This window comes from Rhodopseudomonas sp., from assembly GCF_048594845.1.
Classification (GTDB): Bacteria; Pseudomonadota; Alphaproteobacteria; order Rhizobiales; family Xanthobacteraceae; genus Rhodopseudomonas.
In genome coordinates, this window is record NZ_JBMDXE010000074.1 from 1 (window position 1) to 13,957 (window position 13,957).

A 13,957-nucleotide genomic window follows, 5' to 3' on the forward strand; every position below is an offset into this window, starting at 1 on the left:
GCGGACGCCTGCCGTCATCTCCGAGTCCTTCGCGAAATGAACGGTCCGGTAACGCTCCAGCATCGCCGGATCGAGACCGGCGTAGGACACCGGGATCGAGCCGTTCACCAGGCGGTTGTTGAGCATGGCTTGTGTGTCCCACCGCGGCCCCTTGTAGTACACCGCGAAATACATCAGTTTGGCTTTGACCTCATCCACGCCGGACGTGAGCATTGCTTCGTAAAAGATGCGGTGAACCTGTTCCCAGGGCATGTTGCGCCGGTCGCAGAACCAATCGTGGATCACTGACGCATTGCGATACTTGCCCTCGAACGGGCCTCCCAACAGCGACCAGAGCATCTGTGGAATAGAGGCACCATCGATCGTCGCTTGAGCGGGGACCAGCCAGAGTTCGCATGCGCGATCGCGGTACCCATAGGGCGACAGCAGCCGAAAGGTGCGGCCGTCGTCATTCGCCACAAGCTGGAGTTGGCCCACATAGCCGGCTACACAGGCGCTCTCGTCCGCCTGAGCTGACGCGATCGTCAATCGCGCCAAGCTCCAACACACGGCGGCCCAGATGAAGATCATCCGCTTCGCTGCGCGCGTCATGATTCACCTCCGAACTGCCCCGGACTCGTCTACTCGTCGCGGCGACAAAGATCGTCGCTCTTAGGGCGATGCCGGGCAGGCCGACGCATAGTCAGCCTCCTTCAGAACAGACTCGCGATAAACCTCGGTGATATCTGCGCCCAAGCTGACGAGTCGCTGTTCGCTGTCGCGGATCTCGTTCATGACGCGCCCGAACCGATCGAGGTCGGTCGCGATGGAAAGGACCCGCGCGGTGTCGCGAACCTGCTGCTCCTGGCCGACCTGTGCGACAAAGTCGGCCGGAGATTTGCGCAGTGACGCAGCGATGCGGTGCAATCGCTCGCCGCCGGTCGCGTGCGTACGAGCCGCGATCGTGCGATCGTACAGACTGATCGTCATCATATAGAGAGAAATACCCGCCGGCATCAGCCGTTTGTTGCGCATAACCTCGATCGCAAACGCATCGGCCTCATCTTCCTGCTCGCGATTGGCTGGCCCGACATGTCCGAGGGCAACATGGCCGACCTCATGCGCCAGCAGGAACCAGATTGCGCTGTTGTAAAATTTGTCCGACACGCGCTGCACGTAGCCATCTCGCAGCACGGCTTCGCGATCGAGGCCGAACGCGCTGATCGGATCCTTGATCGTAACATTCGGCGTCGCATGGTGCACGATGTAGCTGAACAGCAGCATCTCCGCGCAGCCGCGCCGCGAGAGCCATGCTGCGACGGTCGAAAGATCGTCGATGAATTGCAGGGAGTCCGCTCCGACGGGAACGACTGAGCCTTCATGCAAGAAGTCGATGATTTCGAGATTGCGATCGCGCAGGTCCGGCACGACACGAGCCGCCGCCGCCCGAAGCGCAGGCGGCGCGTTTGCTGGAATGTCGATCTTGATCGTGTCGTACAGATTGCCCTTGATGCGCGCGATCTTTGCGGCCAGCAGGTCGTCGGAATACATCTGGGCCAAGGTCGTCGACGATGGTCCGACGACAAGCAAGCAAAACGCGGCGATGCCGCAGCACATGTTGCGGGCTTGTCGTCGTAGCGCTTGGGTGATGACGTCGGCTGGAAGGCACTTGCACATCGCGAGCCTCCGGACGATTCATTTGCCGTCAGCGGAGACCGCGTCGATCCGCAAAATCCTTGATCGAAGTCAAAACAGGGGTGCAGCCCGGGTTTGTACCGGGTGCGCGAATTGGGCCAGGGTAGGCGGAGAGATGGGCGGCGGACCAGGCGGACTTCGTGGGCCGGATGAAGCGCAGCGCAATCCGGGGGGCGGCGGCTTCGATCAGTTCAAGAACCGGATTTTGCTTCGCTGCGCCCGGGCTACGCTTGCTCATTTAGTCTTTAGGTAATCGGCAACTCTCTTGACTGAAGTACCAACCTCACGCACCGCTCCCGCGATTTTTTGGCCCGAGACGCCAAACTGGTCCTTCCAGTATTCTATTTCGTAGGACTCTTTGGTATTGACGCGGCTACGATCGCGGTAGTCGCGCTTGCTCTTGTCATCGGCCATTCCGTATCCTCCATAGCCAACGTGTTACAGTGAGTGTAGCGAGTGTGGGGCGCAATAGCGAAGCGTACTGCGCCGACGCACGGTGAGCGGCGGATTACGCTGCGCTAATCCGCCCAACGGGGTAATCCGCCCTACGAGTTCTAACGTTTGTTTCGGATCAAAGTACATTGAACTTTGACACCCTCGTTGTCTTCGATCGCGCCATATCCTTTTGTGGCAGTACAGAAAGTAAACTTTTTTCCGTTACCCTTGGCATGCCAGCCGTAATTGCCACATCCATCAGCTTCGTCGGCGGATGCGATGGTTAGATCGTATTTTCGCCCTCTCCATTCGAGAACATTCATGCTGTCATCAACTCGTAGAAGAGCGGCCGATCCGATTTCCTCACAAGTTTCGTTGGCAAACGAGGGATAAGCGCAGGTCTTGCAGGAGTAATTAAACGTCTCCGCTCTGGCTGTAGCTGAGACGATGGCCGCAGCGACTACCGTTACTGATAGAGTTCTCATTTTTTCCTCGGCTGAGTCTTGGTTTGACGCGCATGGCACGATAGCGAAGCCTATTGCGCTGTCACAATCTGAGCGGCGCATTACGCTTCCGCTCCTGTCGATGCCGCACAGCTGCATTGCGCCGCGTCGGGGCCGGTGCCATCGGCGGTGATGGTGGCGCCGATCAGGCGCGTGGGGGGGCGACAAAGTGGGCCGGCGGGCACAAGGGCGAACGTATTGCGTCGCAGCTTGGTCAGCGGCGGAGTGCGCTGCGCTCACCGCCCTACAAGCTCGAATTGGCGGATTACACTGCGCTAATCCGCCCTACGAGCTCTCGGCACACCGCAGGTCCCCGATTTCGCTCCGCTGCATCCGGGCCCCGTCCGCTAACGTCGTTAAAATTCAGTGCTGGTGTCTTCTTCGTCTTCGATCGTAATACCTTCCTTTGCGAATAATGCCCGAAGTTTTGTGTGGGGGTATTTTTGCGCAAGGCATTCGTACGAGCCTCTGTCGATCATGGCCCATCGAATGGGGCCGTCGAAATACTTGTCGATATTCGACAGCATAAGTATCTGTCGAATGATGCCTACTGACGTGTCTTCAATGGTGGCCGATTTATATATCTGCATAACTTCAGGTGTGACTAATTTTTCTAGATCGCCGATAGTTACGACGCCGAAGTGGTCCAATTCTTTGAAAAGTTCAGCTGGGATCTCACCTTCACGAATAGATAATTGATGGCGTTCCGAAATTTGCTGGACGAATCTGCTAAGAGTTATTGAGTTAACTTCAATAGGAGAGATTTGGTTGAGTGATTTTGAATTTATCTCGGTGGAGTACGCATCGATTTCTTTCGCGATCGAATCAAACGCGGCGTCGACTATCTCCAGCATTCCCGAGTATAGATTCAGTTTCCTTTGGATTGTAGGCGGAAGTCCGGGGCCGAATTTGAATGATCGGTCGTGAGCTAATTCTGCCCAGGCGTGCTGCAGAACGGTTCTAACTTGTACCTCAAATTTTAAGGTGCCGAGCGAATCATATTCCGGCAGCCCTTCTCGTGGCGTGCCGAGGGTGCAAACAAAGTGTGCCGAACGGTACCCAATCTTGTCGGAGCCGAGTACTGTTGACCGATCCAGACTGTTCTCTTCATCAATCTCGAAGAGCGTGCGGATCGTCTCAGCGACCTGGCCAACTTGGCTTTCTAAGTATGTGATCACTCTTATTCCGGAGAGATCAGTTAGGCGCTCTTGTGGATTTGAGTATTTCTTCCTCTCTATCTTCTCGAGTGCTCCGTCCAAATCCTTGGTTCTGCCGGAGACGCTGAGGAATTCGACTTCTTTCTTTACGAGCATATTCTCGATGAGTGACGCGACGGACTTCGTGAGGCGCTCGTGCCGAGGCAGAATGTCCATTAGCCAAATTCTTTGGTCGTCAGCTGGCTTCTTGGTGTTCATTCTCAATTACCAATAAAAAATAAGCGTGCAGGTAATGCATGATTTTGAGGAGGTTCTGGCTATTGAGTAAGTCCAGAACCTCCTCATCATAATTCTTGGGGTGGTGGTGCAGTAGGATTGTCTAGCTCAGCTACACCCCGTCGTGCTGCCACACGTATCACACTTCATACACGTCCCATTCCGCACCAGCGTGAAGTTGCCGCATTCACTGCAGCTGTCGCCTTCATAACCCCGCGCCTTCGCCTCCGCGCGGCGTTCGGCTTTGGTGGCGGTGGGTTGGGCCTGGGCGGTGTTGGCCTTGCTCCATTGCAGGGCTTCGAGCTTCTCGGTGGGCGACAGGTCGTGCTCGGCTTCCTGCTTCAGCGCGGTGGCGCCTTCGAGGACGTCGCCGATGCGGGCGGCGGCGAGGGCGACCGGGTGGCTGCCACCCCGAGACTCCGTTGCATGTGCGGGAGCGGGGGAGGAGGTGCCGGCCGGGGCGCTGCGCATCACCACCAGGTTGTCGGTGCGCGAGCGGGTCAGGCCCTTGGACAGGTACTTGGTCGCCGAGGCGGGGGCGACGGTGCCTTCGGGGGCCTTGCCTTCGTCGACGCCCTTGCCGATAGCGTCGAACGCGGTCTCGGTCGGGTCGACATGGGCGAGGTCGTAGCGGCCCATGTAGCTGACCGCCAGCTCGCGGAACACGTAGTCGAGGATCGACGTCGCGTACTTGATCGAGTCGTTGCCCTGCACCGGGCCGGCGGGTTCGAACCGGGTGAAGGTGAAGGCGTCGACATACTCTTCGAGTGGTACGCCGTACTGCAAGCCGAGCGAGACGGCGATGGCGAAGTTGTTGATGAACGACCGGAGGGCGGCACCCTCCTTATGCATGTCGATGAAGATCTCGCCGATGCGGCCGTCGTCATATTCGCCGGTGCGCAGATAGACCTTGTGGCCGCCGACCACCGCCTTCTGGGTGTAGCCCTTGCGGCGATCCGGCATCTTCTCGCGCTCGCGCATCACCACGATGCGCTCGACCAGGCGCTCCACCACCTTCTCGGAGACGTGGGCGGCGCGCGCCGCCATCGGCTTGTCGAGGAAGGCGTCGATATCCTCGTCCTCGTCGTCATCGGCGATCAGCTGCGAGTTCAGCGGCTGCGACAGTTTTGAGCCGTCGCGGTACAGGGCGTTGGCCTTCAGCGCCAGCTTCAACGACAGCATGTAGGCGGACTTGCAGTCCTCCACCGTGGCGTCGTTCGGCATGTTGATGGTCTTGCTGATCGCGCCGGAGATGAACGGCTGCGCCGCGGCCATCATGCGGATGTGGCTTTCGACCGACAGATAGCGCTTGCCGATCTTGCCGCAGGGATTGGCGCAATCGAACACCGCGTAGTGCTCGGGCTTCAGATGCGGCGCGCCTTCGACCGTCATGGCGCCGCAGATGTGGATGTTGGCGGCCTCGATCTCGCGCTTGGAGAAGCCGAGCGCGGCCAGCAGGTCGAAGCTCGGCTCGGCGATCTTGTCGGCGTCGATTTTCAGCGTGTCCTTGAGGAAGTCCTCGCCAAACGTCCATTTGTTGAAGGCGAACTTGATGTCGAACGCGGTCGGCAGCGCCTTCTCGACCTTGGCCAGCGCCTCGTCGGTGAAGCCTTTGGCCTTCAGCGTCGAGACGTTGATGGCCGGGGCGTTGCTGAGCGAGCCGTGGCCGACGGCGTAGGCTTCGATCTCGGCGATCTGGCTTTCCGGATAACCGAGCACGCGCAGCGCGGCCGGCACGGCGCGGTTGATGATCTTCCAATAGCCGCCGCCGGCGAGCTTCTTGAACTTCACCAGCGCGAAATCAGGCTCGATGCCGGTGGTGTCGCAATCCATCACCAGGCCGATGGTGCCGGTCGGGGCGACCACGGTGGTCTGGGCGTTGCGATAGCCGTGCAGTTCGCCGAGCTCGAGCGCCTGGTCCCAGGCGCGCTTGGCGTGGGCGATCGCCTCGGGGATCGGGCAGCCGGCGTGGTCGAGCGGCACCGGGTTCACCGACAGCGCCTCGTAGCCGTGGCTCTCGCCATGGGCGGCGCGGCGATGGTTGCGGATCACGCGCAGCATATGCGCGGCGTTCTTCTTGTAGCCGGGGAACGGGCCGAGCTTCTTGGCCATCTCGGCCGAGGTCGCATACGACACGCCGGTCATGATCGCAGTCAGCGCGCCGCACAGCGCGCGGCCTTCCTTGGAGTCGTAGGACAGGCCCATGGTCATCAGCAGGCCGCCGATATTGGCGAAGCCGAGGCCGAGCGTGCGGAATTCGTAGGACAGCTCGGCGATCTGCTTGGACGGGAACTGCGCCATCAGCACCGAGATTTCGAGCACGACGGTCCACAGCCGGCAGAGATGCTCGGAGGCGTCGAGATCGAAGGTCGCCGTGGGGGTGGTGTAGACCGTCAGCAGGTTGGCGGAGGCGAGGTTGCACGCCGTGTCGTCGAGGAACATGTATTCCGAGCACGGATTGGACGCGCGGATGTCGCCCGACGCCTTGCAGGTGTGCCAGTCGTTCATCGTAGTGTTGAAGTGCAGGCCGGGATCGGCGCTCGCCCAGGCGGCGTAGCCGATCTTTTCCCACAGCTCGCGCGCCTTCAGCGTCTTCATCACCTTCTTGCCGGTGCGGCTGGTGAGGTGCCAGTCGCCATCGGTCTCGACAGCGCGCAGGAAGTCGTCCTTCAGCGACACCGAGTTGTTGGAGTTCTGGCCGGAAACGGTGAGGTAGGCCTCGCTATCCCAATCGGTATCGTAGATCGGGAAGTCGATCTCCTTGTAGCCCTGCTTGGCGAACTGGATGACGCGCTTGATCATCGCATCGGTCACCAGCGCGCGGCGCGCCAGCTTGACCTCGCGGCGCAGGGCAGGGTTCTTCTCCGGATCGAAGCAGTCGTCGCCCGAGCCTTGGCAGTTGACGCAGGCCTTGAGGATCGCCTTGAGGTGCTTCTGGTTGGTCTTGGAACCGGTGACGAGGGCGGCGACCTTCTGCTCCTCCTTCACCTTCCAGTCGATGTACTGCTCGATATCCGGATGGTCGGCGTCGACCACCACCATCTTGGCGGCGCGGCGGGTGGTGCCGCCCGACTTGATGGCGCCGGCAGCGCGGTCGCCGATCTTCAGGAAGCTCATCAGGCCCGACGATTTGCCGCCGCCCGACAGGCGCTCGCCTTCGCCGCGCAGCCGCGAGAAGTTGGAGCCGGTGCCGGAGCCGTATTTGAACAGGCGGGCTTCACGCACCCACAGGTCCATGATGCCGCCCTCGTTGACGAGGTCGTCCTCGATGCCCTGGATGAAGCAGGCGTGCGGCTGCGGATGCTCGTAGGCGGACTTCGATTTGGTCAGCTTGCCGGTCTTGTAGTCGACGTAATAGTGGCCCTGGCCGGGGCCGTCGACGCCGTAGGCCCAATGCAGGCCGGTGTTGAACCATTGCGGCGAATTCGGCGCGACCATCTGCGACGCCAGCATGAAGCGCAGCTCGTCGTAGAACGCGCGGGCGTCGTCCTCGGAGGCGAAGTAATCGCCCTTCCAGCCCCAATAGGTCCAGCAGCCGGCGAGGCGGTCGAACACCTGCTTGGAGGAATGCTCGGAGGTGTAGCGCTCGGCCTCGGGCAAAGCGGCGAGGGCATCGGTATCGGGCACCGAGCGCCACAGCCACGACGGCACGGTCTCTTCCTCGACCTTCTTGAGGCGCGCGGCGACGCCGGCCTTGCGGAAATACTTCTGGGCCAGCACGTCGGAGGCGACCTGCGACCAGCCGTCGGGCACTTCGACATTCTCGAGGCGGAACACCATCGAGCCGTCCGGATTACGGATCTCGCTCGTCGTCAGCCGGAACTGGATCGCCGCGTAGGGAGATTGGCCGTCCGTGGTGTAGCGCCGCTCGATCTTCATGTGATGCCCCGTTCGATGCCGGACCCCGCTGGGCCCGAAGTTGCCTAGTCGCGGACTGCGGTCCGCCGTGCGAGCCGTGGTCCGGCTCACTCTGTTCTGAAGGGCCGAGGCTGCGATCCTGGCAGGTCGCCGTCTCGTCCCAATAACGCCCCACGCTTCAATGCGGATCGTTTTGCGACCCGTCTTTTTGCGCCCATACAGCCGGTTTCGGGCACGGATAACCCCACACCCCGATGCCGCTGAGGCAGGTCGGAGGTGGTCGGCTCGGTACCCTTCTGGGAATGTCCGGCGGGACACGAAACCACCCGCTCAAGACAGTCCTAAAGCTAGTGCGACTCCGTCCGACCCGTCAAGCAATAGTGCGGGTTCCTGAATCAAATACTAAATGTGGTGGAAAGGGGTGGAAAACAGGGGGCGACGCCGCGTCCTGATGCCGGCAAGTATCGGTGAGTCCTCAGAGATTCCGAAGCGGAAAAATCGTGCGGCGCGGTGCGCAAACCGGCTGCACCCGCTGTTCACAGGGCAGGTATTTTTTCGCTCGAAGGGGTTGCTCGTGGCCGACTCAGGCGGGATGGCAGGCGAGCGCTGTTTTCGGGTGGTGGCGGGACCTCATTACCGGCATGGTTGTGCCGTCGATCCCTGCCGGGTGCTCCCATGTCCGAAGCTCCTCCCGCCGCTGCGCGCGCCCGCGTCGCGACCAGCGGTCTTGTCCTTCTCGCCGTCACCTCGCTGGCCTGGGGCCTGAGCTGGCCGGTCTCCAAATACATCATCTCCGAGTGGCCGCCGCTGCCCGCGCGCGGTATCCCGGGGCTGGTCGGCTCGATTCTGCTTTTCGTCTATGCGCGCGCACGCGGCGACGATCTGCGCGTGCCGGCGGCGCTGTGGCCGCGGCTGCTGGTTTCGGCGTTCTTCAACGTCACGCTGTGGATGGTGGTGATGGGGCTGGCGCTGTTGTGGATGCCGGCCGGCGAGACGGCGGTGATCGGCTATTCGATGCCGGTGTGGACCGCACTGCTGGCTTGGCCGCTGCTTGGCGAGCGGCTCACCGTCAAACGCACACTGGCGCTGGTGCTCGGCTTCGGTGGCATCGCGGCGCTGATGGGCGCGGACGGCTTTGCTGCGAGCACGGCGAAGCTGCCGGGCGTCGCACTGGCGCTCACCGGCGCGGTCGGCTTCGCGCTCGGCACCATCTTCCTGAAGCGGTTTCCGATCGCGCTGCCCGGTGCGACCTCGGCGGCGTGGCAGATCGGCATCGGCTGCATCCCGGTGACGCTGATCGGCTTCGCGTTCGGCGTGCCGCATCTCGACGCGCTGTCCGCCTATGGCTGGGCCAGCCTGGCCTATCTAACCTTGATCCAGTTCTGCTTGGCTTATTTGTGCTGGTTCGCGGCGTTGCAGCGGCTGCCGGCCTCGGTGGCGGCGATCGGCACCATGGCGGTGCCGGTGATCGGCGTCGTCGCCGCCGCAATCGCGCTGCACGAGCCGCTCGGGCTCGGCCAGATCGCCGCGTTGGTGATGGTGCTGGCCGGCGTAACGCTGGCAACGCGCGGCTAGGAGCGCTGCAGCGCGGTGGCTCGGCGCGGCCGCGCGTGCAACTAACTGAAACGCAGTTGCGGCCGGCCAGGATACGCAACCGCTGTCCTTCGTTTGGGTGTGGACCTGGCCGTCATGCGCCTGTTACATGAACCAACCGGCGTTCTCGTCGGACAACAGATGCGTCCGCGCCGACAAGTCGGACGAGCGAGAAGGCGCGCACAAGCGCCGGGGAGCGGAATGTCGACCAACACGACCAAACTGCTGGTGACGGAATCGTTGTCGCAACGGGGACGCGCGCTGCTCGCCGAGCGCGGCGACATTGAGGTGATTGAATTCTCCAATCTGATCTCGGCCGCCGATTTCGAGGCGCTGTTGCGCGCGCAGGCGCCGGTGCACGGCGTGGCGCTCGGCGCGACGCGGTTCGGAGAGCGCGAACTCGAGGCGGCGCAGGACATGCGCGTGGTGGCGCGGATCGGCGTCGGCTACGACGCAGTCGACGTGCCGGCGCTGAGTAAGCGCAAGGTGCCTCTGATGACCGCCGGCACCGCGAATTCTCCTTCTGTGGCCGAGCAGGCGCTGTTCATGATGCTGACGCTGGCCAAGCGCGGCGCCGAACTGCATGCGCTGGTGAAGACCGGCGCGTGGGCGACGCGGCTCGGTGTGCTGCCGTTTGACCTGTTCGGCAAGACCGTCCTGATCGTCGGCTTCGGCCGCATCGGCACACGCACCGCCAAGCGCTGCCTGGCGATGGAAATGGCCGTGCTGGTGTACGATCCTTACGTGCCGGCGGCGGCAATCGAGGCGGCCGGCTGCGAGGCGGTGAACGATCTCGATGCCGCGCTGCCGCGCGCCGATTTCGTCAGCCTGCATTGCCCGAAAACGGCGGAGACCACCGGGCTGTTCGACACGGCGCGGCTGTCGAAGATGAAGCCGACCTCGTATCTGATCAACACCGCACGCGGCGGCATCGTCGTCGAGCAGGCGCTGTACGAGGCGCTGCTGGCGGGCCGGCTCGCCAGCGCCGGGCTCGACGTGTTCGAGGTCGAGCCGCCGCCGCAGGGCCACAAGCTGTTCGACCTGCCCAACGTGATCATTGCCCCGCACGTCGCTGGCGTCACCCGCGAAGCGCTCGACCGCATGGGCGAGCAGACCGCCCGCAACATGCTGAGCGCCCTCGACGGCGATCCCATTGCCGCCAATGTCGTCAATCAGGATGTCCTGAGTTGATGAACCCGTGTCCCGGACAAGGCGCGGCGCGCAGCGCCGTGCCGCCGATCCGGAACCCCGGTTCTCTTCGTGCGGCTCAACCGGGGCCCCGGATCTGCAGTGCACTCCGCGCTGCGCGGCGCACTGCACTGCGTCCGGGGCACGGATCGATTAGCAGGTAGTTGGTAGTAGGGGCACCTCATGGCGTTCAAGGAATATGGTAATTACGACGGCGTCGGCCTCGCCGAGTTAGTGCGCAACAAGCAGGTTACACCGAGCGAACTACTCGACGAGGCGATCGCGCGGACCGATGCGCTCAATCCAAAGCTCAACGCGGTCGTGGTGCGGCACGACGATCATGCGCGCAACCAGATCGCCGCCGGACTGCCAAACGGGCCGTTTACCGGCGTGCCGTTCGTTCTGAAGGATCTCGATTTGCTCGCCGGCACGCGCACGACATTCGGTGCCAGCGCCTACAAGAACTTCGTCGCGCCTCGCACCGGCACGCTGGCGTCGCGCTTCGTCGCCGCCGGACTGACGATCTACGGCAAGAGTGCCAGCCCCGAATTCGGCCTGATGCCGACGACGGAGTCGCGGCTGCACGGTCCGACGCGCAATCCCTGGAATCTCGATCATTCGTCGGGCGGCTCGTCCGGCGGCGCAGCGGCGGCGGTCGCGGCGCGCATCCTGCCGGTGGCGCATGCCAGCGACGGCGGCGGCTCGATCCGGATTCCAGCGTCGGCCTGCGGGGTGTTCGGGCTGAAGCCGACGCGGGCGCGCAATCCGATCGGGCCGGATCGGGGCGAGGGCTGGGGCGGTTTCGCCTGCGGTCACGTCGTCAGTATCAGCGTGCGCGACAGCGCCGTCATGCTCGACGCGCTTCATGGATCCGAGCCGACCAGCCCTTACGTTGCGCCGCCGCCGGAGCGGCCGTTCGCCGAGGAAGTCGGCCGCGATCCCGGCCGACTGCGGATCGCCTTTACCGACGTCTCGACTTACGGAGACGCGATCGATCCGGAAGTCGCCGCCGCGGTGCGCGACACCGCGAAGCTACTCGAAGGCCTTGGGCATCACGTCGAGCAGCGTGCGCCGAAGCTGCCGGCCGACCCGGCCGACGTCATCGCCGCGATCGTCGCCTGCAATACCGGCCTGAGCGTGCGGCTCGCCGAACAGGTGCTCGGCCGCAAAGTAACGGATCAGGATTTTGAGGCGCTGACACTGGCGAGCGCCGCCAATGCGAGCCGCGCCAGCGGCATCGATTATTGCGCGGCGCAGCTACAAGCCTATCAGATTTCGCGGGCGCTGGCGGACTTCTTCGCCGATATCGATGTGTTCCTGTCGCCGACGCTGTGCCTGCCGCCGCTGAAGATCGGGAAGCTCGACACGATGGCGCGCGACCTGTCAGGCATCAGCCCGCTGCTGCGCCGCTACATTCCCGGCACCAGCCTGTTCAACATGTCGGGCCAGCCCGCGATGTCGGTGCCGCTGGCGTGGACCACAAGCCGTTTACCAATTGGTATGATGTTCGCGGGACGATTCGGCGACGAGGCGACGCTGCTGCGTCTGGCCTCGCAGCTCGAGCAGGAGCGGCCGTGGAAGGACCGGCGGCCGCCGGTCTGCGCCTAGCCGCGGCTGATCACCAATTCGGACAAGGCCTTGGGTTCGGACGGCGTGACTTCGTAATGTGAAACGACGTTTCGCTGGAACGATTCGGCTCGCTCCGACTTTTGTTCTGTTCGGCCTGAAACAAACGACCAAGGTCGGCGTTGACGGCTCGCCTTGGCCGTCATTTCGTGTACTGAGTGTAGGGGGTTCTAGAGTTGACGAGCAACGATCCGACTGATCACGCGCTGGCGGTGATCGCAAGCATCTTCGAGAAGCCGGCGCGGCCGGAGCCGAAGGTGACCGGCGACGACGCGCAGGAGCCGTCTTCGGAGGCTCGTCAGGAGCTGGCAGCGCACCACACCGAGACGCCCATCGCTGCTGAGGAGCCGCCAGCTGCCGAAGCGCCGCAGGCTGAGTCATCCGATGGCGAGGCGCAGGACGTCGCCGCGGCGGACGGCGAAGTGCTCGAGGCGATCGACGCCGGGGGCATCACCTCGGTGCAGATCGCTACCACCGAGATTATCGAAATCACCGTAACCCAGACGGCCCAAGCCGAGGTGCTGCCGACGCTACGCGAGGACGGCACCGAGGATCTCGACGCGCTGACCCGCTTTGGCCCCGGTCCGCTTGACGCCCTGCGCTTCAAATGGAGCGTGCGGCACGAGACCGACGGCTACTATGTGGACGAGACCATCGGCACCAGCTCACAGCCCATTACATCCGGTCCGTTCTCACGGGCCGATGCGATCGCCTTCATCGATGGCCGCGACCGCCGCACCCGCCGCCGCTTCGAACGCCTGCGCAACGAGATCGTGTCGGGCCCCTCCGAACGCGGTGTCGAGGATGACGAGGACGACACGCTGTAGGCACAGGCCGTCATCTTTGAAGCGTGCCACTGATGCTTAGTCGGGTTACTTCGTCTTCGTGAAGGCTTGCGAGATGCGCGCCTAGGTCTTCTCGTAAGCTGCGGCGGTCTCGTCGAGGCCTGCTTTCAATGCATTCCAGGTCTCGTCGCCCGCCGCCGACAACTGAGTCAGCTTCGGGCCGAGCGTTTTTTCGGTTTCTTCGGTCCAGCGGCGCAGCGAGGACTCCATCTCCTTGCGGCCTTGTTCGAGCGCCGAAGCGGCGCTGGTCTGGATCGTCTCCAGTGACGACAGGAACGCCTGGCGCTGTGCCTCGGCGCGGGCCGCGAGGGCGTCTTTGACGATGCCGGCCTGGTCACCGGCGGTGCCGAGGAATTTCTGAAACGCGAGCTCGACTTCGGTCCATTGCGCCGAGACCGCGGACAGCGCGGCGTCGGTCACCTGCTTGGAAGTGCCGAGTTCGGCCTGCAGCGCGCTTACCTGAGTTTGGAAGGTGTCACGCGCGGTGCGAAGCTGAGCCAACGCTTCCTGCGCCTTGGCGCTCGACGCATCGCCGAGCTTGGCGGCTGCTTCCTCGATCTTGGCGATCGTTGCAGCGGACTCATCCAGCTTCTGCTTGGTCCATTCCAGATAGGCTTGAGTGAGATCAGGATTGGTCATGGCAGCCTCCTTTTGTAGTCAGGCCATGGATCATGGGTGTGCTGCGAATGGGGACGACCGGATCATCAACGTTGGACAGATGGTCCGACCGAACGCCCAGCAATTCGGCCAGCGCCAGCCGCCGAACCGCTATCTCCACGGCCCGCTTTCGCTCGGCGTCGAG

General features: G+C 63.0%; 11 protein-coding genes. 4 read left to right on the top strand and 7 right to left on the bottom strand.

The window, feature by feature from the left end; all coding sequences use genetic code 11:
• From ACOJTD_RS03995 to ACOJTD_RS04020, 6 genes are all read right to left on the bottom strand, one after another.
• The coding region (locus ACOJTD_RS03995) for a DUF1353 domain-containing protein (RefSeq protein WP_420131638.1) at positions 1-591 on the bottom strand (591 nt) is incomplete at its 3' end.
• Between the two features lie 60 nt (positions 592-651).
• Positions 652-1,656 carry a hypothetical protein gene (locus ACOJTD_RS04000; RefSeq protein ID WP_420131639.1) on the bottom strand — a complete coding sequence of 335 codons (1,005 nt, stop codon included), beginning with the start codon at positions 1,654-1,656 and terminating at the stop codon, positions 652-654.
• Positions 1,657-1,908: 252 nt separating this feature from the next.
• Positions 1,909-2,088 carry a DUF3606 domain-containing protein gene (locus ACOJTD_RS04005; RefSeq protein WP_420131640.1) on the bottom strand — a complete coding sequence of 60 codons (180 nt, stop codon included), beginning with the start codon at positions 2,086-2,088 and terminating at the stop codon, positions 1,909-1,911.
• 140 nt (positions 2,089-2,228) lie between these two features.
• A complete protein-coding gene (locus ACOJTD_RS04010) occupies positions 2,229-2,675 on the bottom strand; it encodes a hypothetical protein (RefSeq protein WP_420131641.1) in 447 nt (148 codons plus the stop codon).
• A gap of 293 nt (positions 2,676-2,968) precedes the next feature.
• On the bottom strand, positions 2,969-4,027 hold the full coding sequence (locus ACOJTD_RS04015; protein WP_420131642.1) for a GTP pyrophosphokinase: 1,059 nt from the start codon (positions 4,025-4,027) through the stop codon (positions 2,969-2,971).
• 126 nt (positions 4,028-4,153) lie between these two features.
• Entirely contained in the window at positions 4,154-7,924 is a 3,771-nt protein-coding gene (locus tag ACOJTD_RS04020; protein ID WP_420131643.1) for a vitamin B12-dependent ribonucleotide reductase, read from the bottom strand.
• Positions 7,925-8,578: 654 nt separating this feature from the next.
• On the opposite strand from ACOJTD_RS04020, the gene ACOJTD_RS04025 reads away from it, so the two are divergent.
• The 4 genes from ACOJTD_RS04025 (at position 8,579) to ACOJTD_RS04040 (ending at position 13,137) form a co-directional block, all read left to right on the top strand.
• Entirely contained in the window at positions 8,579-9,478 is a 900-nt protein-coding gene (locus ACOJTD_RS04025; protein ID WP_420131644.1) for a DMT family transporter, read from the top strand.
• A gap of 219 nt (positions 9,479-9,697) precedes the next feature.
• Positions 9,698-10,687 (top strand): hydroxyacid dehydrogenase, encoded by a 990-nt coding sequence (locus ACOJTD_RS04030; protein ID WP_420131645.1) that lies wholly within the window; start codon positions 9,698-9,700, stop codon positions 10,685-10,687.
• A 180-nt stretch (positions 10,688-10,867) separates the two neighbouring features.
• On the top strand, positions 10,868-12,292 hold the full coding sequence (locus ACOJTD_RS04035) for an amidase (protein ID WP_420131646.1): 1,425 nt from the start codon (positions 10,868-10,870) through the stop codon (positions 12,290-12,292).
• Positions 12,293-12,567: 275 nt separating this feature from the next.
• Entirely contained in the window at positions 12,568-13,137 is a 570-nt protein-coding gene (locus tag ACOJTD_RS04040; protein WP_420131647.1) for a hypothetical protein, read from the top strand.
• Positions 13,138-13,218: 81 nt separating this feature from the next.
• Here ACOJTD_RS04040 and ACOJTD_RS04045 read toward each other — a convergent pair whose 3' ends face one another.
• Entirely contained in the window at positions 13,219-13,794 is a 576-nt protein-coding gene (locus ACOJTD_RS04045; RefSeq protein ID WP_420131648.1) for a hypothetical protein, read from the bottom strand.
• Between the last annotated feature and the right edge of the window lie 163 nt (positions 13,795-13,957).